The organism is Martelella alba, from assembly GCF_006516955.1.
Classification (GTDB): domain Bacteria; phylum Pseudomonadota; class Alphaproteobacteria; order Rhizobiales; family Rhizobiaceae; genus Martelella; species Martelella alba.
In genome coordinates, this window is the sequence record NZ_VHLG01000004.1 from 346,216 (window position 1) to 365,860 (window position 19,645).

Annotated in this window: 22 protein-coding genes; 7 read left to right on the forward strand and 15 right to left on the reverse strand. The window is 59.2% G+C overall.

Annotation, left to right across the window (positions count from 1 at the left end; translation table 11 throughout):
* Window positions 1-187: 187 nt before the first annotated feature.
* Window positions 188-1,216 (reverse strand): ABC transporter substrate-binding protein, encoded by a 1,029-nt coding sequence (locus FJU08_RS10350; RefSeq protein ID WP_141148917.1) that lies wholly within the window; start codon window positions 1,214-1,216, stop codon window positions 188-190.
* Window positions 1,217-1,328: 112 nt separating this feature from the next.
* Here FJU08_RS10350 and FJU08_RS10355 point away from each other — a divergent pair, with 112 nt between their 5' ends.
* The gene (locus FJU08_RS10355; RefSeq protein ID WP_141148918.1) at window positions 1,329-2,234 is read left to right on the forward strand and encodes a LysR substrate-binding domain-containing protein; all 906 of its coding nucleotides are present in this window, start codon (window positions 1,329-1,331) and stop codon (window positions 2,232-2,234) included.
* A 64-nt stretch (window positions 2,235-2,298) separates the two neighbouring features.
* On the opposite strand, the gene hpaD (FJU08_RS10360) is transcribed toward FJU08_RS10355, so the two are convergent.
* The 11 genes from hpaD (FJU08_RS10360) to FJU08_RS10410 form a co-directional block, all read right to left on the reverse strand.
* Entirely contained in the window at window positions 2,299-3,153 is an 855-nt protein-coding gene (gene hpaD / locus FJU08_RS10360) for a 3,4-dihydroxyphenylacetate 2,3-dioxygenase (RefSeq protein WP_141148919.1), read from the reverse strand.
* Window positions 3,154-3,217: 64 nt separating this feature from the next.
* Entirely contained in the window at window positions 3,218-4,525 is a 1,308-nt protein-coding gene (locus tag FJU08_RS10365) for a TRAP transporter large permease (RefSeq protein WP_141148920.1), read from the reverse strand.
* Between the two features lies 1 nt (window position 4,526).
* Window positions 4,527-5,027 carry a TRAP transporter small permease gene (locus FJU08_RS10370; RefSeq protein ID WP_141148921.1) on the reverse strand — a complete coding sequence of 167 codons (501 nt, stop codon included), beginning with the start codon at window positions 5,025-5,027 and terminating at the stop codon, window positions 4,527-4,529.
* Complete coding sequence (locus FJU08_RS10375; RefSeq protein WP_141148922.1) at window positions 5,024-6,058, reverse strand: TRAP transporter substrate-binding protein; 1,035 nt, start codon at window positions 6,056-6,058, stop codon at window positions 5,024-5,026. Before FJU08_RS10375 ends, FJU08_RS10370 begins: the two co-directional genes overlap by 4 nt.
* A 92-nt stretch (window positions 6,059-6,150) precedes the next feature.
* Window positions 6,151-6,918, reverse strand: a complete 768-nt coding sequence (locus tag FJU08_RS10380; RefSeq protein WP_141148923.1) for an aldolase/citrate lyase family protein — start codon at window positions 6,916-6,918, stop codon at window positions 6,151-6,153.
* Window positions 6,919-6,927: 9 nt separating this feature from the next.
* Window positions 6,928-7,728, reverse strand: coding sequence for a 2-oxo-hept-4-ene-1,7-dioate hydratase (gene hpaH, locus FJU08_RS10385; RefSeq protein WP_141148924.1), 801 nt, complete (start codon window positions 7,726-7,728; stop codon window positions 6,928-6,930).
* Window positions 7,722-8,600, reverse strand: coding sequence for a fumarylacetoacetate hydrolase family protein (locus tag FJU08_RS10390; RefSeq protein WP_141148925.1), 879 nt, complete (start codon window positions 8,598-8,600; stop codon window positions 7,722-7,724). The genes hpaH and FJU08_RS10390 overlap by 7 nt, the downstream gene beginning before the upstream one ends.
* Window positions 8,601-8,610: 10 nt before the next feature.
* Window positions 8,611-10,059 (reverse strand): NAD-dependent succinate-semialdehyde dehydrogenase, encoded by a 1,449-nt coding sequence (locus FJU08_RS10395; RefSeq protein ID WP_141148926.1) that lies wholly within the window; start codon window positions 10,057-10,059, stop codon window positions 8,611-8,613.
* A gap of 11 nt (window positions 10,060-10,070) precedes the next feature.
* The gene (gene hpaD, locus FJU08_RS10400; RefSeq protein ID WP_141148927.1) at window positions 10,071-11,051 is read right to left on the reverse strand and encodes a 3,4-dihydroxyphenylacetate 2,3-dioxygenase; all 981 of its coding nucleotides are present in this window, start codon (window positions 11,049-11,051) and stop codon (window positions 10,071-10,073) included.
* A gap of 42 nt (window positions 11,052-11,093) precedes the next feature.
* Window positions 11,094-12,605 (reverse strand): 5-carboxymethyl-2-hydroxymuconate semialdehyde dehydrogenase, encoded by a 1,512-nt coding sequence (gene hpaE, locus FJU08_RS10405; protein ID WP_141148928.1) that lies wholly within the window; start codon window positions 12,603-12,605, stop codon window positions 11,094-11,096.
* Window positions 12,606-12,616: 11 nt separating this feature from the next.
* The gene (locus FJU08_RS10410; protein WP_141148929.1) at window positions 12,617-13,006 is read right to left on the reverse strand and encodes a 5-carboxymethyl-2-hydroxymuconate Delta-isomerase; all 390 of its coding nucleotides are present in this window, start codon (window positions 13,004-13,006) and stop codon (window positions 12,617-12,619) included.
* Window positions 13,007-13,242: 236 nt separating this feature from the next.
* On the opposite strand from FJU08_RS10410, the gene hpaR reads away from it, so the two are divergent.
* Window positions 13,243-13,704 carry a homoprotocatechuate degradation operon regulator HpaR gene (gene hpaR / locus FJU08_RS10415; protein WP_141148930.1) on the forward strand — a complete coding sequence of 154 codons (462 nt, stop codon included), beginning with the start codon at window positions 13,243-13,245 and terminating at the stop codon, window positions 13,702-13,704.
* A 37-nt stretch (window positions 13,705-13,741) separates the two neighbouring features.
* Here hpaR and FJU08_RS10420 read toward each other — a convergent pair whose 3' ends face one another.
* Entirely contained in the window at window positions 13,742-14,299 is a 558-nt protein-coding gene (locus FJU08_RS10420) for an HNH endonuclease (RefSeq protein ID WP_141148931.1), read from the reverse strand.
* 108 nt (window positions 14,300-14,407) lie between these two features.
* A complete protein-coding gene (locus tag FJU08_RS10425; RefSeq protein WP_141148932.1) occupies window positions 14,408-15,052 on the reverse strand; it encodes a DNA-3-methyladenine glycosylase family protein in 645 nt (214 codons plus the stop codon).
* 49 nt (window positions 15,053-15,101) lie between these two features.
* Here FJU08_RS10425 and gluQRS point away from each other — a divergent pair, with 49 nt between their 5' ends.
* The gene (gene gluQRS, locus FJU08_RS10430) at window positions 15,102-15,980 is read left to right on the forward strand and encodes a tRNA glutamyl-Q(34) synthetase GluQRS (RefSeq protein ID WP_141148933.1); all 879 of its coding nucleotides are present in this window, start codon (window positions 15,102-15,104) and stop codon (window positions 15,978-15,980) included.
* Here gluQRS and FJU08_RS10435 read toward each other — a convergent pair.
* On the reverse strand, window positions 15,945-16,859 hold the full coding sequence (locus FJU08_RS10435; protein WP_141148934.1) for a YihY/virulence factor BrkB family protein: 915 nt from the start codon (window positions 16,857-16,859) through the stop codon (window positions 15,945-15,947). The two genes, gluQRS and FJU08_RS10435, sit on opposite strands and share 36 nt — an antisense overlap.
* Before the next feature lie 111 nt (window positions 16,860-16,970).
* Between FJU08_RS10435 and FJU08_RS10440 the strand changes: the two genes are divergently transcribed.
* The 4 genes from FJU08_RS10440 to FJU08_RS10455 all read left to right on the forward strand — a co-directional run bounded on the left by FJU08_RS10440 (window position 16,971) and on the right by FJU08_RS10455 (window position 19,634).
* A complete protein-coding gene (locus tag FJU08_RS10440; protein ID WP_141148935.1) occupies window positions 16,971-17,804 on the forward strand; it encodes an SDR family oxidoreductase in 834 nt (277 codons plus the stop codon).
* A 76-nt stretch (window positions 17,805-17,880) separates the two neighbouring features.
* Window positions 17,881-18,078, forward strand: a complete 198-nt coding sequence (locus tag FJU08_RS10445) for a twin transmembrane helix small protein (RefSeq protein WP_141148936.1) — start codon at window positions 17,881-17,883, stop codon at window positions 18,076-18,078.
* 31 nt (window positions 18,079-18,109) lie between these two features.
* Complete coding sequence (locus FJU08_RS10450; protein WP_141148937.1) at window positions 18,110-18,682, forward strand: cob(I)yrinic acid a,c-diamide adenosyltransferase; 573 nt, start codon at window positions 18,110-18,112, stop codon at window positions 18,680-18,682.
* Window positions 18,683-18,884: 202 nt separating this feature from the next.
* Window positions 18,885-19,634, forward strand: a complete 750-nt coding sequence (locus tag FJU08_RS10455; protein WP_141148938.1) for an electron transfer flavoprotein subunit beta/FixA family protein — start codon at window positions 18,885-18,887, stop codon at window positions 19,632-19,634.
* Window positions 19,635-19,645 lie beyond the last annotated feature (11 nt).

Below are 19,645 nucleotides of genomic sequence, written 5' to 3' on the forward strand. Positions count from 1 at the left end.
CTCTCAATCTCAGGAAAAACGATCGCATCGCCGTTTCGGCCTTCCCGCCGGTATAGCGAGGGGGAAGCATCAACGGGAAGGCCGTAACCGGCATCGCCATGAAGCATGGCGCGCCCGATCCGATCTGTGCAAGGGGAGAGATGCCCTGCCGCACCATATTGTTGGCGACAGGGCAATCCTCATGCGATCAGCGTTCGACTTCGCGGTTCCAGCGCGTCGTCCAGTCCTGACGGTTGGGGTTGATGACATCCCAGTCAACCGTGATCAGCGAGTTGATCTTGTCGCCATAGGGCAGCGTTTCAGCCAGTGCCGGCGGCAGTTCTGCCTTCTTGTTGACCGGACCGGCGCCCATGGCGTCAGCCAGTTTCACCTGGACTTCCGGATCCAGAAGGTAATCGATAAAGGCCTGCGCCTCTTCCGAAACGTCACTGTCAACCACCGGACAAGCAGCCAGCATCAGCGCAACGGCGCCTTCCTTGGGATAGATGAATCCGGCCGGGAAGCCGGTATCGGCCAGCGACTTGGTACGGCCCGAACCCCAGACCGAAAGGGCAATTTCGCCCGACTGGAACAGTTCCGACATCTTGCCCGAAGACGGTTCGAACACCAGAACATTCGGCGCAACCTCATCGGCCATGGCCTTGAAGCCCGGATCGATATCGTTTTCACCGCCGCCGGCATCGCGCGCCAGCATCACCAGAGCATGCAGGCCATAGGTGTTGCTGATCGGCGGAACCGAGAGGATCTGATCATATTTCGGATCCTTAAGATCTTCCCAGCTGGTCGGCAGATCCCAGCCTTCCTTGGCGAACCAGTCCTTGTTGTAGGTGAAGCCGGTGGCGACAAAGCCGATGCCGATCGCATCCGGGCTGAACTTGGCGATGTCGTAGACATCGTCCTTGGCAGCCGACTTGGTCATCGGCGCGCAGAAGCCAAGCGCATCCGCCTGATACATCGGGCCGTCATCAAGGATCACGACGTCGAGTTCCTGAGCACCTTTCTGCGCCTGCAGGCGGGCCAGGTTCTCCGTCGAATTGCCGGCGACGAAGGCAATCTTGACGTCATGGGTCTTTTCGAATTCCGGGATGATCAGCTCTTTCATCAGCGTTTCAAACGAACCGCCATAGCCGCCAACTGTCAGCGTTTTCGTTTCTGCAAAGGCACTCGTGGCCAGCAGCGATGCAGCCGCTGCCAGCAAAATTCCGCTCTTCTTCATCTTTGTTCCCCTTATCGGTTTTGTATGAAGCAAAGAGAGTTTCCATGGACTATTGATATTCGGCAAATGATTTTAGTTTGCCTAGCCATAACCATTGGTTATATTACTCTATATGGCCCGCGCTAACATCCGACAGATCGAAGCTTTCAATGCCGTGATGAAAGGTGGCTCCATCACCAAGGCGGCCGAAGCGCTGTTCATCTCGCAACCCGCGGTGACCAAGCTGATCCAGGCCTTCGAGCAATCCTGCGGTTTCAAGCTGTTTGTGCGATCGCAGGGACGGCTTTTGCCAACACAGGAAGCGCGCCGCCTTTTCTCCGAGACAGAAGGCTTCATGACCGGTGTTGAGCGGATCGAAAACACGGCCAACGCGATCCGAACATCAGAGCGTGGCGATATTTCGGTGGTTGCCTATCCCGCTTTGTCGCTCAGGCTGTTGCCGCGTTATGCGGCGCGCTTTCTCGCGGATCGGCCGGAGGTCCGGCTGACGATCCTGACGCGCAATTCCACCGATATTTCCAATTCGATGCTGGCGCGCGCCGCCGATTTCGGCATTTCGCTGCGACCAACCCAGGATACCGGCATCATCTGCCGGCCTTTCCGGGAGAACTGGATGTGCTGTGCCCTGCCCGCAGGCCACAGGCTGGCCGAAAACGATATCATCGATCTGACCGAGATCGAGAACGAGCAGCTGATCTGTCTCGGTCAGGACGACCAGTCCCGCCGGGTAACCGATGATGCCCTGGCACGTTTCGGCGTCAAGGTCCGCCGAATGATTGATGTGCAAATGGCCGATACCGCCTGCATGCTGGTCAGCGAAGGGCTCGGCATTTCACTGGTTCCCTCCATCGCCTCGATCGGCTGGGAAGGACAGAACATCGTCTTCCGCCCGATCGCCCAGCCCTTCAGCACGACGATGTGGCTTTACACATCGGCCTGGGAAGATATGTCGGAACTGGCCAAACTGCTGCTGGAGGCGGTTGAAAACGGCCTTGAAGAGGTCGAACAGGCCCTCTGACCCCGCCCGCCGGACAGGGTCAATGGCTTGATACGCCGGCTGTCTGCCAAGTGTGGCGATGGCCTCAATCCAGCGAGAAGATCACATTGGTCTGGCCGGTGCCCGAAGACGGGAAATAGTCGGTCACGACCTCGCCTTTGCCCTTGTATTGATCCCAGCCCAGCGCACCGAACAGCATGACCGTGTCATGCATATCGCCCTCGCCATCGCAATAGCGGGCATAGTCCGGCAGCATCTGCAGGAAAAGCTCGGTTTCGCCATTCTGCCACATCTCCAGCACGCGGCGGTCAACCACCTCGTTGAATTTCGAGGAGATGGTGAAGGTGCCGTTATTCTCCGCATAGATATCGTTCGGCCAGATCCTGTGTGACAGCGACCCGGAAGCAATCAGCGCAACATTGCTGTCTGAGGCTTCAATCGCTTTCGCAATCGCCTCGCCGAGACGCCGGGATTTTTCCAGACTGTGAACGGTGCACATGGCCGCCACCGAAACGACCTTCAGTGCCGCATCCTGGTTCATATAGCGCATCGGCACCAGCGTTCCATATTCCAGATCGAGACTGTCGACCTGATGGCTGAGCGTATAGACATCCATTGCCCGCGCCGTTTCGGCAATCAGATCGCCAAGTGCGGCATTGCCCTCATATTCATAGGGCAGGTCCTTGATGAATTGCGGAAATTCATGCGAGGTGAACAGCCCCTTGAAATGATGATTGGCGTTGATGTGATAGCCGGCATTGACCAGCCAGTGCGTATCCAGCACGACGAATGTATCAGCGCCGGCCTCCCTTGCACGGCGACCGATTTCGGCATGGCCATCAATGGCCGGCTGACGCAGGCCCTTCAGCGCGCCCTCCTGTTCCGACATCACCATCGTTGGAACATGGCTGACCTTGGCAGCCAGTACGATTTTACCCATCTTGCATTTCCTCCACTTTGTCAGTCTCAAAAACGTTGGCGCCAGACCCCGCCCGATGCCACCGTCAGGTCAGGGCAAGCGAAATCGCCGGAATTGCGATCAACAGGGCCAGACGAAAAATGTCGGCGATCCAGAATGGCAAGATCCCGCGGAAAATCGTCTTCAGCGAAACATCCGGCAGCATCGCATTGAGCACGAAGACATTCATGCCCACCGGTGGTGTGATCAGGCTGACCTCGGTAACCACGACAACGATGATGCCAAACCAGATCAGCACGGCTTCGGGGTCCGAGAGGATGCCGAGGCCGAAATCGAGCTGATACATCAGCGGATAGAAGATCGGCACGGTCAAAAGGATCATCGACAGGCTTTCCAGAACACAGCCGAGAATCAGATAGATGACGATGATGATGCCGAGCACGACCCAGGCATTGATGTTCAGCGCGTAGACCAGATCGGCCAGCGCATCGGGCAGACCCGCCAGATTGATGTAGTTTGAGAAAACCTCGGCACCAATGATGATGGCAAAGATCATCGCGGTTGAAACGGCGGTTTCCGTCAGCGAACGGCCAACATCCTTCAGGCTGGCATGCCCGGTTGCAAGAACCATGATCAGCGCCGCCCCCGCCCCCATGCCTGCCGCTTCGATCGGGGTGAAGAAACCGCCATAAATGCCAACCATGATGAAGACGAACAGACCGGCGGCAAGAATGACACCATAAAGCTCCTGGCCAAGATGATGCTCGACTTCAAAATCTTTCGGCGCCAGCTTGGGATTGACCTTCACCGCAACCGCGACCGCCAGCACATAAAGAGACAGGCCGAGAATACCGGGAATAATGCCCGCCAGGAACAATTTGCCGATGTCGCTTTCTGTCAGGATGCCATAGATGATCAGAATGACAGAGGGCGGAATGAGAATGCCGAGCGTACCGCCAGCGGCAATCGAGCCGGCCGCAAGACTGTCGGCATAGCCGAACTTCCTCAAGGAAGGCATGGCCACCTGCGACATGGTCGCAGCCGTTGCCAAAGACGACCCCGAGACCGCCGAAAATCCGCCACAGCTCAGGACCGCAGCCATGGCCAGGCCACCGGGCAGACGGCGCACAAGGCGCTGCGTGGCGGCGAAAAGCCCGCCGGCAACGCCGGAATGCGCCAGAAGATTGCCCATGAAGATGAACAGCGGAATGACGGACAGCGAATAGGAGAAAATCGTGTCGAACGCCGTGGACCCTAACATGGTCGCTGCCGGGCCGACGCCACGCAGCGATGCAAAACCAACCGTTCCGACAAGGACCATGGCAAAGGCGATCGGCACACGGAACATGGCAAGTCCCAGAAGGATCACCATTGCGATAAGAGGCTGAACCATTTCAGTCTGTCCTCCCGATAAGATCATGTGGCAGGAGAACGATCAGGCCGCTGACAACAAATGTGAGCGCGCCGAGCGCTGCTGCGGGCCAGACCGGAAAGTTGAGGTCATTGGTCACCGCACCATCCTCAAACAGCGAATAGCCATGAGCGGCAACGGTGCAGCCAAGCGCAAACAGCACCAGCGCGCTGACACCGGCGCCAAAGGCACCGAAGATGCGGGCGGATCTTTCCGACCAGCTGCTGGCGAGAATGTCGACCTCCACATGGCCGCCGCGCAATGTCGTGATCGGCAGACCGGCCAGCACCAGATCGGCCAGCAGAACCTGCGTCAGCTCAAACGCGCCCGGCAGCGGCGCATTGAATAGATAGCGCCCCACGACATCAACCACGGTTACAACCACCATGGCGAGAAGCAGCCCGCCACAAACGGCAGGAAGCACCCGCAAGACAAGGAAGCGAAGCCCGATCAGGGGCTTCGCGAGGGGCTTTTGCGCACTCATGGTGCTGGCTTCATGGTCTGCATTTTCGCAAGCGCCGCCGTCGCGTCAAAGCCTTCCGCAGCGACAGCATCAATCCAGGCCTTTTCAAGCGGTGCGCCGGTCGAAACGATATCACCGAGCACATTGTCATCCACCTGATAGATCGCGATCCCGGCATCCTGACAGGTTTTGATGCCGACCTTGTCCGCCTCGTTCCAGGCATTGCCCGCAAGCTCGGAGAAGGCCGGGCCGGAAACCGACATGATGGCCTGCTGGTCTTCAGCGCTCAGCCCGTCCCACTTGCCCTGATTCATCACCAGGAACCATGACGTATTGTAAAGCCCGCCCGGTACGGTCATGACGTCGGTGATATATTTCTCAAGCTTCAGAGCCTGCACCGAATCCATCGCCATGCAGACGCCATCGATGACGCCGCGCGAGAGTTTCTCATAGACTTCACCGGAGGACATGAACAGCGTCGTCGCGCCCAGCCCGGACATCAGATCCCCGGAATAGCCGCCCGGCGTGCGGACCTTGAAGCCCTGAAAATCCGATGCAGCGGCGAATTTGCGATCCTTGGACAAAAGCACGCCCGGCCCATGGGTGAACAGGCCGAGGATCTTGGTGCCTTCATGCTCGGAAGCCGCATCAAGATCTTCGGTATAGACGTTCCAGAAATTCGTTGACGTTGTGACGGCATCATCGCCGAGGAAGGAAAACTGGCCGACGCGCGAACGCATGAAACGGTCATCACTGGTGAAGGAGTGCAGACCATAGGTGATATCGGCCACGCCATCATGCGCCATGTCAAAATGGGCCGGCGGGGCGCCCAGCGGCTTGGACAGAACCCGGATCCTGACCCGACCATCCGTGACCGCCTCAACCTTGTCGGCCCAGGGCTTGATGGCACCGATCACCAGCGGGTGACGCGGCGGCAGCCAGCTTGATAGCACGAAGGTCGTGGTCGCGGCATAGGCCGGAGCCCTGGAGATTGCAGGCACTGCAAGCGACAGGGCTGCGCCCTTCAGAAATGTGCGTTTGGTAAGCTTCATCTTTCCTCCCTTTCGAAGCCAGGCTCAAAAACCGAAAGCACGGCCGTTGAGCAGTTACATCGTCGCCCACCCCGCCGGGGTCGGTCGACAGGTCAAAATGCCGCCCGAAGGGCCCTCAACCCCTTGAGCAGCACACCGACATCGGAACCGACGGCAAGAAAATCCACGCCTGCTTCAGCATAGCCGGCGGCCAGTGTCATATCCGATGTCAGGATTCCCGAGGCCCGGCCAGCTGCCTGAATGCGCTTCAGCGCATCATTGACGACGACCTGCACCGCCTCTGCGCCAGGCTGGCCGAGATATTCCATATCGGCGGCCAGATCGGCGGGGCCGATGAAAACGCCGTCAACACCCTCAACCGTCAGAATGTCATCAAGCGCGGCAATGCCGGCCATGGATTCCACCTGAAGCAGCAGGCAGACCTCGTCATTGGCGGTGCCGAGATAATCAGAAACGGTATTGTAGCCGGAGGCGCGGGCCAGCGCCGCGCCAACACCACGCACGCCTTTCGGCGGATAAAGCACCGAGCGGACCGCCTCGCGCGCCTGATCGGCGCTTTCGATCATCGGCACCAGCAGGGTCTGGGCGCCAAGATCGAGCATCTGCTTGATTTCGGCGCGGTTATCGTCGCGCACCCGTACCACGGGATGCACCGGGGCCCCGGCAGAGGCGATCGCGCGCAGCTGAGACAGGATATCGCGCAGCCCGTTGGGGCCATGTTCACCATCGATCAGCAGCCAGTCATAGCCGGTTCTGGCGGCCAGTTCTGCGACCGAAGCATCGCCGAGACCCAGCCACAGCCCGATCTGGGTTTTGCTCTCACGGAGCCCCTGCTTGAAAATATTGCTTGCTGCGGGCATTACCCAACCTCACTCAAAATCAATGGAAACGGCACCGAATGTGCCGAAATCCGCGTCGATACGTGTGCCCGGCGGGCACTCGATCGGCGCGATGAACGAACCGGACAGCACCACCTGGCCGGCTTCGATCCGCTGGCCATAGGCGCTCATCCGCCGGGCCAGCCAGACCAGCCCCATAACCGGATCATCGAGAACGCCAGCCCCAAGACCGGTCGCTTCCACGTCGCCATTCCTGCGGACAATTGCGCCGACCCAGCGCAGACCAAAGGCTTCCGGTGCGTGGCGCTGCGGAGCAAGAACAATGCCGGCATTGGCGGCATTGTCGGCAACGGTGTCGAAGATCTTGCGGGTTTTGCCGCTCGCCTGATCCTTGCGAACGATGCGGGTGTCGAGGATTTCAAGCGATGGGATCACCGCTTCGGTGGCCGCCAGCACATCCTCCCGCGTGACATCGCCTTCAAGCGCCCGCCGCATCAGGAAGGCGATCTCGCATTCGACGCGCGGCTGGATGAAGCGTCCGGCCGGTACGGTTCCGCCGCTTTCAAACAGCATGTCGTCATAAAGGACGCCGCTGTCCGGCGTATCGATATCGAGCGCCTGCTGCATGACTTTCGAGGTCAGGCCGATCTTCCAGCCGATGATCTTGCGGCCACTGGCGAGCTTCCGGTCGATCTGCGCCTTCTGGATGGCATAGGCATCATCCAGCGTGATCTCGGGATATTTCGCCGACAGCAGCCCGGTCTGGCTGCGGGCCGTCTCGGCTGCAAGAATATCCGCGGCGGCGGTCTGGATTTCGCTCTCGCTCAGCATTTTTCGTCCTCGACACCGTTCTTGAGAACGCCAATGCCGTCGACTTCGACCTCAACCACATCGCCCGGCTTCAGCCAGACCGGGGGATCGAAGCGCGCGCCTGCACCGGTGGGCGTGCCGCAGACGATGACGTCGCCGGGAACCAGCGTGCAGAAGGTCGAGACGTAATTCACGATGAAGCGGAAATCGAACATCATGTTCGATGTGCGGTCGTTCTGACGAACCTCGCCATTGACGCGGGTGGTCAGTTCAACGTCATCCAGCTGATCAGCACTTGTGAACGGCACCAGCCAGGGGCCGATCGCACCGGAGCAATCCCAGTTCTTGCCCTGCGTGACATTGAACTTGGCATGCCGCACCCAGTCACGGATCGTGCCTTCATTGCAGAGCGTCAGTGCAGCAATGTGGTCATAGGCATCTTCTTTCGGGATACGGCGGCCGGCCTTGCCGATTATGATGACGATCTCGCCCTCATAATCAAGCTGCTCGCTTTCCGGCGGGCGGACGAGATTGCCGTTATGACCGGTGAAGCTGGAGGGGAAGCGGATGAACATGGACGGCTTTGTCGGCTGCGACTGGCCGTCCTTGTATTCGGCATTGCGATCGGGAAAATTGACGCCGATGCAGATCAGCTTTTCCGGTGCGGCAATCGGAATCAGATAATCAACATCCGCTTCGGCAAAGGCCGGCTTGCGGCCTGCTGCCGCAGCAATCACCTCGTCCAGCGCCCCGGCCTCGATAATCTGCTGCAGACCTTTGAAGCGGGCGCCGAATTCCGGCGTCAGATCGATAATGCCGTCATCGGTGACAACGCCATAACGGTCAGTACCATTAGCACGGAAGGCTGCAATGCGAGCGGGAATGGGTTTCATGATCGTCTCCTCACGCAATCCCGCCGAAGCAGAGATATTTAATTTCCAGAAATTCCTCGATGCCGTAGCGTGAGCCTTCGCGGCCAAGGCCGGAGCGTTTCACGCCGCCGAAGGGGGCTTCAGCCGTCGAGATCAGCCCGGTATTGATGCCGACCATGCCGTATTCAAGCCGTTCTCCGATGCGCCATGCGCGCGCCAGATCGCGGGTGTAGAAATAGGAAGCGAGGCCGAATTCGGTGTCATTAGCCATGGCGACAACGTCATCATCGCTGCCAAAGCGGAACAGCGGTGCGACCGGGCCGAAGGTCTCCTCGCGGGCAACGGCCATGGTCTGGGTCACGCCAGTCAGCACAGTCGGCTCGAAGAACGTACCGCCCAGCGCATGACGCGCACCGCCCAGCACCACCGCAGCCCCCTTCGCGGTCGCATCGGCGATATGCTCCTCGACCTTTTCGACGGCTGCCGTGTCGATCAGCGGGCCGAATGTCGTATCCTCATCAAGACCGTCCCCAACCTTCAGCGCCGCCAGCCGGTCGCTGAGCTTCATGGCAAAGGCATCATAGACATTGGTCTGAACATAGATCCGGTTGGCACAGACGCAGGTCTGGCCGTTATTGCGGAACTTGGAGATGATGGCACCTTCAACGGCCGCATCGAGATCGGCATCATCAAAGACGATGAAGGGCGCATTGCCACCGAGTTCGAGCGCCAGCTTCTTCACCGTATCGGCCGATTGCCGCATCAGATGAATGCCGACCTCGGTGGAACCGGTGAAGGTGAGCTTGCGGACATCTGCGCTCCCGGTCATTGCCCCGCCAATGGCGCGCGCGGACCCGGTGAGCACAGAAAACAGCCCCTTTGGCAGCCCGGCGCGCTCAGCCAGAACGGCAAGGGCAATGGCCGAAAACGGTGTCTGCATCGCTGGCTTCAGGACGATGGCACAACCGGCAGCAAGCGCAGGACCTGCCTTGCGGGTGATCATCGCATTGGGGAAGTTCCACGGTGTGATCGCCGCAACGACACCGATCGGCTGCTTGATCACGACAATCCGCTTGTCGGTGGCATGGCCGGGAATGACATCCCCATAGACGCGGCGCGCCTCTTCGGCAAACCATTCGATAAAGGAAGCGCCGTAAAGGATCTCACCCTTGGCCTCGGCCAGCGGCTTGCCCTGCTCCATCGTCAGGATCAGGGCCAGATCATCGGCATTGGCAATGATCAGGTCATACCAACGCCGCAGGATCTCAGAACGTTCCTTTGCCGTGCGTTCCGCCCAGGCCCGTTGAGCGACGACGGCTGCGGCAATCGCTGCTTCCGTTTCCGATGCGCCGAGATTGGGCACGCGTCCAATTTCGGCTCCACTTGCCGGATTGGTTACGGAGACACCATCCTCGCCGGCAGCAAACCATGCGCTGCCGACAAGTGCTGCCTGTTTCAAAAGGCCCGGATCCTTCAACATTGGCTCGGGCCTCAAGGTGCGATGATCGGTGAGGCTTCGAGCGCCGATTGCTGCGCCTCGACCCCCTGAAACAGCGAACCGTGCTCGAACCAGCTGCGCGGCGCAGGCGCGCCCCAGAGCGTCTGGCGCTGCGGGTCTTTCAGGTCCCACTTGATCGGCTCGAGATCGGGATCGACCGTCTGATAATCCGAGCAGTAGATCTCGATGCGATGGCCATCGGGATCGAGAATATAGAGGAAGAAGGCATTGGAGATGCCATGGCGGCCGGGACCGCGCTCGATATTGGCCACATAGCCGGTGGTGGCCATCAGGTCGCAAAGATCAATGATGTTGAGCGGCGTCGGCACCCAGAAGGCGGTGTGGTGCAGACGGGGGCCGAGACCATTGGTAAAGGCGATATCATGCACGCCGCCCTTGCGGTGCGTCCAGGCTGCCCAGAGCTTGCCGCTTTCCTCGTCCTCGGTATATTCGGTGACGCGGAAGCCCATCTCATTATAGAAGGCAACCGCCTGATCGACATCGGCTGAAAAGCAGTTGAAATGGTCGATACGGAGCGGCTTCACCCCCTTGTAGAGTTCATATTTCTGATGAATGGGCTGAAGCCGCTTCATCTCGAAATAAAACTCGATCGGCATGCCGAAGCAGTCATGGGTTCTGAGTGTGCGGCCCTGATAGGCACGCTCCACCCATTCAACCACATGGCCCTTGGCCTTGAACCAGTCATAGGCCTTGTCGAGCTCGGCCTCGTCAAACACCTTGAAGGCGAGGCAGCGGATTTGTGCACTGTCGTCCTTCTTCAGGACCAGCGAATGGTGGCCGCGTTCTTCCAGCGCGCGCAGGAAAATGTGGTCCGAATCTTCATCTGTCACCTGCAGGCCCAGCATATCGGCATAAAAGGCACGGCTGGCAGCCAGATCCTTGACGCCGAAAACGGCATGGCTCAGGCGGATGATATTGAAGGGCGGGTAAAGATTGGCGCTAGGGATAGGCATTGAGGTCTCCTCCCGGGGAGTATGTCAGTGGGCGCTGAAAGATCAGGCGCCGAGTTTCGGTATTTTGTGAGATGTGCGCGGGAAGCTGACATTGACGGTTTCCATGTAGAAATCGAATGACCAGTCACCGCCGTCGCGGCCGATGCCGGAGGCTTTGACGCCGCCGAAGGGCGTTTCGAGATGGCGCACATTTTCGGAATTCACCCACATCATCCCGGCTTCCAGCTGATCGGTCATCCGCATGGCGCGATCGAGATTTGCGGTCCACAGATAGGCGGCAAGGCCGTATTGCACGTCATTGGCAATGGCGATGGCCTCATCCTCATCCTTGAAAGGAATGGCAGTGAGAACCGGGCCGAAGATTTCCTCCTGCGCCACAACCATGTCGTTGCTGGCATTGGTGAACAGTGTCGGACGCACAAAGCAGCCTTCCGCGCCGACCTTTTCGCCACCAGCTGCGATCGTCGCGCCATCCGCTCTGGCCTTTTCGAAATAGGAGAGAACCTTCTGCTCGTGTTCGGGATGGATCAGCGGCCCGACCACGGTTTCAGGATCAAGCGGATGGCCAACCTTGATGCGGGAGGCAACCTCTGCAACGCGCCTGGTAAACTCGTCATAGATCGTCTCCTGCACCAGAAGGCGGGACGACGAGGTGCAGCGTTCGCCATTCAGCGAATAGATCATGAAGCTTGCTGCATCGACGGCGCGCTCAAGATCTGCATCGTCGAACACGATGACCGGGTTCTTGCCGCCCAGTTCGAAATGAACACGCTTCAGCGTCTTGGCGCCCTGCGCCATGATCATCGATCCGGTGCGACTTTCACCGACAAAGGCAATCGCCTTGATTCCGGGGTGCTCGGTCAGGGTCTTGCCCGCATCCTCGCCAAAACCGTTGACCAGGTTGAGAACACCCTTCGGCAGCCCGGCGCTTTCGGCAATCTCGACCAGAAGCTTGGCCGTCATCGGCGAAAATTCGGCCGGCTTGTGAACAACGGTACAGCCTGCCGCCAGTGCCGGCGCGATCTTCCACGTGGACAGCATGAAGGGTGTGTTCCACGGGGTGATCACGCCGACAGGACCGAGCGGTCTGCGGGAGGTAACATTCATCTGGGTCGGGGTTCTGAGCGCCTTGCCATCTTCGGCGGACGGCGCCTGATCGGCAAAGAAACGGAAATTTGCAGCACCGCGCAATGCGGCTTTGGACATGAAACGATAGGCCTGCCCGGTGTCCATGCATTCGGTAAAGGCGATCTCTTCGGCGCGCGCCTCAATCGCTTCCGCCACCTTGATGAGAATGGCGCGACGCTCCTTGCCCGGCATTTTGCCCCAGCTTTTGAAGGCTTCTTCTGCGGCTGCGACAGCGCGGTTGATATCCTCCGCGCCGCCCCTGGCAACCTTGGCCAGCGGTTTCAGATCAACCGGCGAAATGGTCTCGAAGGTTTCACCGGAGACAGAAGGCACCGACTGGCCGCCAATATGGTTCATGACGCCTTCAGCGCGAAACTTTGCAAGATATTGTTCAGCGCGGGCAAGATTGTCGTTGAGAGCGCTCATTGAAAGGTCCTTCACTTCTGTCCCGACAGGCGGGTATGAATGGGCGTGTCCTTCCAGCTCAGCTCCGGATCGATGACGCGGATCTCAAGCGAAAGGGCGAAATGGGTGGTGGAAAGCAGGTCGGCAAGCACGGACTGGGCCGCTGCGAAGATGATGTCGCCCGCGACTTTCAGCGCCTCGGCCGGACGTCCGGCGCCAACGGCAAGCGTCATCGCGACGAAATCATTTTCCGGCAGGCCATCGGCGACAATCGCAAAATCAGCGCAATAGGCCCGGACACGGATCCCGGCCAGCGGGAAGATCTCCGTATCAATCATCGCTGCATGCAATGCGCGGCAAAGTGCAGAAATCTCTGTCCGGGACGATACGCCCGGCGAATACTCAACGGCCAGATGTGGCACGAGTCTCCTCCCTCGAACCTTTTTTAACGTGTTAAGTTATCCGGCAGATAACCGCGTCACGTCCTCAAGGGTCACAATATCATTAACATGCTAAATAAAAACCCCAAAAATTCATAAACACTACAAAAGTCTATATTTTATCTGTTGAAAAAAAATTTCGCGTGTTAATTCATAGAGGACAAACAATGTTGGTCGGCATCGGTTTCATCGGTGCAGCGATTGGGAGAGGGAAAACAATGCAGGCCAATCTGCGCGACGGATTTGAACTGGCTGACACGCACCGGACGCTGCCCATGCTGTTACTGCGGTCGCGCGAGGCGGTGATGGAGAAGTTCCGCCCGGTGCTCTATGCCCATGATATTACCGAGCAGCAATGGCGGGTGATCCGGGTTTTGAACGAACGCGGCGAAACCGATGCCTCGAAGCTGGCCGAACTGGCAAGCGTGCTCGCTCCTTCCCTCACGCGGATGCTGCGCTCGCTGGAGACCCGCAAGCTGGTGATCGTCCGCAAGGATGCCAGCGACGGACGACGAAGCCTGATTTCTCTGACAGACAAGGGCCGCGTCTTCATCGCGACGGTTGCCCCGACAAGCGCGCAGATCTATGCAGATATCGAAGCCCGCGTGGGAAGCGAATTGCTGGAGCGGCTTGTCAACGACCTACAGGCGCTGCAGGCCGCCCTTGGCGAAATGCCGTGACAGGTCAGAAGCTGGCCGGGGCAGACCGGCCCGCGGATCAGGGCTCCAGTTCGCTATCCCAGTAGAGATAGTCAATCCAGCTTTCATGCAGATAGTTGGGCGGAAACAGCCGGCCATTATTGTGCAAATCCTGCACCGTCGGCTGAAATGGCCTTTGATGCGGGATCATGCCGGCCTGTTTCGGCAGTTTCGATCCCTTCTTCAGATTACAGGGCGAGCAGGCCGCAACGACATTGTCCCAGGTAGTTTCCCCACCGCGACAGCGCGGGATCACATGGTCAAAAGTCAGGTCATCGCGCGAGCCGCAATATTGGCACTGAAACCGGTCACGAAGGAACACGTTGAAGCGGGTAAAGGCCGGATTGCGTGAAGGTTTGATATAGTGTTTCAGACAGACGACACTCGGCAGCTTCATGGAAAAACTGGGCGAGCAAACTTCCTGATCATATTCGGCAATGATATTCACACGGTCAAGAAAGACCGCCTTGATCGCGTCCTGCCAGGACCATAACGACAAGGGATAATAGCTCAGTGGCCGGTAGTCAGCATTTAGCACAAGCGCTGGCAGGGCCTGAGGCGAGACTGCAATCGTCAAGGCACTCTCCTGATCGATTCGGCATCTACATCCTGTATATTAGGCCTGTTGTTACAGCATTGTGAAGCCTGATTAAATCTTCAGTGCAATTCTCTTTGTTTCGCAATTTCAGCCAAGTGGCAGCACATCGCGTTTCATTTCCCGCGCGTAATAGGCCCAGAAAAGACGTGCTGCCACGGAGCGATAGGGCGCCCAGCCAAGTGCCATCGCCCGGACGGCAGCGATCGACGGCCGCTCGGGAAGCGCAAAGGCATGCGCCAGCGCTGCGCGCAGGGCAAGATCGCCAGCCGGGAAAATATCGCCATGCCCGGCCGAAAACATCAGATAGACCTCAGCACTCCACGGGCCGATCCCCTTGAGCTTTGTCAGTGCCGCCATGGCCTCTTCGCTTTCCATCGCGCCGATCGCCGCAAGATCAAGCCGCCCCTCAATGATGGCAAGGGCGAGGTTCTCCAGCGTTTCCCGTTTCGCCCGCGTCAGGCCGAGCGCCATGCGCTGCGCCGGTGAAAGTGAAAGGAAGCGCTGCGGCGTCAACGCCCCGCAAGCAGCGGTGATCCGTGCCAGAATGGCGCTGGCAGCCTGTTTCGAAATCAGCTGACCGGCAACAACGCCCACCATTCCGGCAAAGCCCGAAGGTGCTCGTCGCGGCGGCAGCAGACCTGCCCGCGCGGCAACGGGAGCGAGCGCGGGCGCAAGGGCGAGAAGCCGCGAAAGCTCGGCCTCGATATCCTTGCTGTTGTAAATCGCGGCCATTGGCACTACCCGTTGATTGATATCAGAGATCCCTGAAACCTTATTTGACATGACCGCTGCTGCTGATCGACCCGTTTTTCGCTTTGCCCCCAGCCCGAATGGCCAGCTTCACCTTGGCCATGCGCTCTCAGCGTTTGAAAATCAGCACTGGGCGGAGAAAACCGGCGGCCGGCTGCTGCTCAGGATCGAGGATATCGACCGCACCCGCTGCACGACCGCGCTTGAGGCCGGACTGATCGCGGATCTGGACTGGCTCGGCATCGCCTATGAGCGGCCCTTCAGGCGGCAGTCCGAGCATTTCGATGACTATCGCAGGGCGCTCGACCGGCTGATCGGCATGGGGCTTGCCTATCCCGCTTTTCTGACCCGTGGTGAGGTCCGCAGCATTGTCGAAGCCCATGAGACAGGCGGCACATGCTGGCCGCGTGATCCCGACGGAGCGCCGCATTATCCGGACGGGGAACGCCATCTCGATGCCGCAGCGCGCGCACGGCGCGCCGCAGAAGGAACCCGCCACGCCATCCGCCTCGACATGGAAAAGGCGCTGAAGCACATCAACGCACCGCTCTACTGGACCGCTTTTGACGAAGGCGGCACGCATCGGATCGAAGCCCGGCCGGAAGACTGGGGCGATATCGTGCTGTCACGCTCCGACGCACCATCGAGCTATCATCTGTCCGTTGTCGTCGACGATGCGCTTCAGAGGGTGACCCATGTGGTGCGCGGAAAAGATCTGGAACTGGCGACGGCAGTGCACCGGCTGCTGCAGGAGCTGCTCGGCCTGCCGGCACCGCTTTATCACCACCACCGGCTGATCAGGGGCGAGGACGGCCGCAAGCTCTCCAAGAGCCATCACGACACGGCGCTCGGCGCATTACGTGACACAGGTGCCTCAGCGCTCGACATCCGGCGTCTTTGCGGCTTCTGACCGGCGCGGGCGGCGCTCAATATGGCTGGCCCAGGGCACATCCTTGATGACATCATATTTCAGCAGAGCTGCATTTATCTCCGCGCCCAGAAGCAGGATGACGCCGATCGTATAGAGAAAAACCAGCAGGATCATCGGTGTGGCAAGGCCGGCATAAGTCGCCGAATATTGGGCGAAATTGGCCAGATAATAGGTGAAGACATAGGCGAAGATCGCCCAGAAGATCAGCGTCAGCACCACGCCGGGCAAAACATCGATCAGCCGTCTTTTGCCCGCAGCAAGGTTCAAATGCGCAATCATCAGTCCCAAAAACAGGACAATCAGCGTGCCGGCGATACGGTTTGACGACAGGGTCTGCAGCAGGTCCTCAAGCCAGGGAAACCAGCGCTCGGCAAAATGCAGCGCAATCGGCACCGCGACAAGCATGAAGCTCATGAAGACGAAAATGATCACCGACATGATGACATAACCGAGGCTTTTCATCCGCAGCCACCACCAGCTGCGATTTTCCTCCACCCGATAGGCGCGGTTGAGCGACAGACGTACCGCCTCCACCCCATTGGAGGCGAAATAGGCCGCGGCCAGCACCGAAACCGTCAGCAATCCGCCGCGCGGCACTGTCAGAACCTGACGGATCTGCTCGGCCACCGGCTGGGCAATTTCCTGCGGCCAGGAGGTCAGGATCAGATTGACGGCGGCATCGGCGAACTGATCAGCGCCGAGAAAGCCCGCCAGTGCCGTGCCGAAAATGACGAAGGGAAACATGGCCAGAAGCGTCGACAGGGCCACATGGCTCGCCATGGCCCAGCCGTCATCCTCGGAAAAATGGTATAGCGCGTCATAGGCAACGCGCAGTGCCGTTCGCACGGGCTTTCTCATTACGTCTCCCCGGAGGCGATCCAGTCGGCCCCCCGCATGGATTCGCCATTCACTCTAACTGTGCTCAGCCTATATAGAAAGACCAATGCATGAAGCCGCCAGGAGGATCCCTTGCACAACAAACCGGTCATCATCATCACGGGCTGCTCATCGGGCATCGGCGCATTTTGCGCAAGGGCGGCCGCCCGCGACGGCTGGCGCGTCTTCGCCACGGCCAGAACGCCCGGCGATCTGGCAGCGCTGGAGGCAGACGGACTTGAAGCGCTCTATCTCGATTATTGCGACGAAGCCTCGATCGAAGCGCTGGTCGATGAGGTGACAAGCCGCACCGGCGGAAGGATCGATGCGCTGTTCAACAATGGTGCCTATGGCCAGACCGGCGCTGTCGAAGATGTGTCAACCGCGGTGCTGCGCGCCCAGTTCGAGGCGAATTTCTTCGGCTGGCATTCGCTCACCCGCAGGATCATTCCGGTGATGCGCAAGCAAGGGTCCGGGCGTATCGTCCATTGCTCCTCGATCCTCGGCCTGCTGCCCTACCGTTATCGCGGTCCCTATACGGCGTCGAAATACGCGCTTGAGGGACTGATGCTGACCCTGCGCATGGAGCTTGAGGGCAGCGGCATCTTCTCGTCCCTGATCGAGCCCGGCCCGATCGCCTCACGCTTCACCGCCAATGCGCTGACGCATATTCGCGCGCATATCGATCTTGAAGGCTCGGTTCACGCCGAAGACTACCGAAGCCAGCTCGCCCGGCTTGAAGGCACAGGCCCGAAAAACCACCACAAGCTGGAACCGGATGCCGTCTATCACGTGCTGAAACATGCGCTTAACGCCAAACGCCCGAAGCCGCATTACCCGGTGACGACACCGGCAAAGCAGGGCCTCATCCTGAAACGCTTGTTGCCGGCCGACTGGTTCTACCGGCTGATGGCGAAGATGAGCTGAAAGATCACGCGCCCTTGCCAACGGCCAGAAATTATCGTCAGATACGGTGACGGGAGCATGCCTGGGGAGGAACCTCATGTCGACATTCACCATCATTTTGCTGCTGATCGTGATGATGCTGGTCGTCCTCGTGCTCGGCCGCGGACTCGTCAACATGATGCGTGGCGGCAGCGGCAATGTCTCCAACCGGCTGATGCAGGCGCGCATCGGCCTCCAGGCGCTTGCCATTGTTCTGATCATGCTGACGCTCTGGATCGTCCAGAACGGGCACTGATCCCTGCAAACTTGAAAAAATTCCGGATAAAATGGTCAAACTGAACAAGATTTACACCCGCACCGGCGACGACGGCACGACGGGGCTCGTTACTGGTCCCCGCCGCAGGAAATGCGATACCCGCATGGAAGCCATCGGCGCGGTGGACGAGGCCAATGCAGCCCTTGGCCTTGCCCGCCTGCATGTGGCCGGCTTTGAAACGCTCGAAGCCGCGTTTACCCGTATCCAGAATGATCTTTTCGATCTCGGCGCCGACCTTTCCACGCCGGAGACCGGCGAAAAACTGAGCTGGGAACCGCTGCGGATCGTCGAAGCACAGGTCACCTGGCTTGAAGGCGAGATCGATCGGCTGAACGAGAAACTCGAACCGCTGAATTCCTTCATTCTGCCGGGCGGCAGCGCGCTTGCCGCAAATCTTCATCTTGCCCGCACGCTGACCCGTCGTGCCGAGCGCGCCATGGTGGCGCTCAGCGCGGAAGAAGCGATCAGCAGACCGGCGCTTGCCTATATCAACCGCCTGTCGGACTTTCTCTTTGTCGCCGGTCGCCACGCCAATGATGACGGACGTTCCGATATCCTCTGGATACCGGGCAAGAACCGTTGATTTGCGGAAAATGACCGCGATTGAGACAATGATTCTTTGTCAAAGGCGGCAAATGAAATTATTCATGTCGCCGATTGGCAAGTGAGCGCGTCGAAAAGACCGCAAGCTTTACCGAATGCCTGCCGTGAACCGGCTGGTCTTCAGATGGAAATTCAGTCCCGGCCCGAGGCTTTACGTCTTCGGCCCTGTCCTGGAGGATGCAATGAAAATTCTGGTCCCGGTCAAACGGGTTGTCGACTACAACGTCAAGATCCGTGTCAAGGCGGACGGCACCGGCGTCGAACTCGCCAATGTGAAAATGTCGATGAACCCGTTCGACGAGATCGCCGTTGAAGAGGCGCTGCGGCTGAAGGAAGCCGGCAAGGCCGATGAGGTGGTTGTGGTGTCAATTGGCCCGGCCAAGGCGGAAGAAACGCTGCGCACGGCGCTTGCCATGGGCGCCGATCGCGGCATTCTGATTGCAACAGATGACACGATCGAGCCGCTTGCGGTCGCCAAGCTTTTGAAGGCCGTCGCGCTGGACGAAGATCCGGGCCTCGTCATCCTTGGCAAGCAGGCAATCGACGACGATGCCAACCAGACCGGCCAGATGCTCTCCGCCCTTCTCGGCTGGGCCCAGGCAACCTTCGCCTCCAAGCTCGAACTTGACGGCGACACCGCCACCGTGACCCGCGAGATCGATGGCGGACTGCAGACCATCAAGGTGACGCTGCCAGCGATCATTACTGCCGATCTTCGCCTCAATGAGCCGCGCTATGCCTCGCTGCCCAACATCATGAAGGCGAAGAAAAAGCCGGTCGACAAGAAGACGCCGGAGGATTTCGGTGTTTCGACGGCTGCCCGCCTTGAAGTGCTGAAGACCGAGGAACCGGCCAGCCGCAAGGCCGGTATCAAGGTGGCCAATGCCGCCGAACTCGTCGACAAGCTGAAAAACGAAGCCGGCCTGCTCTGAGGACAAGTGAT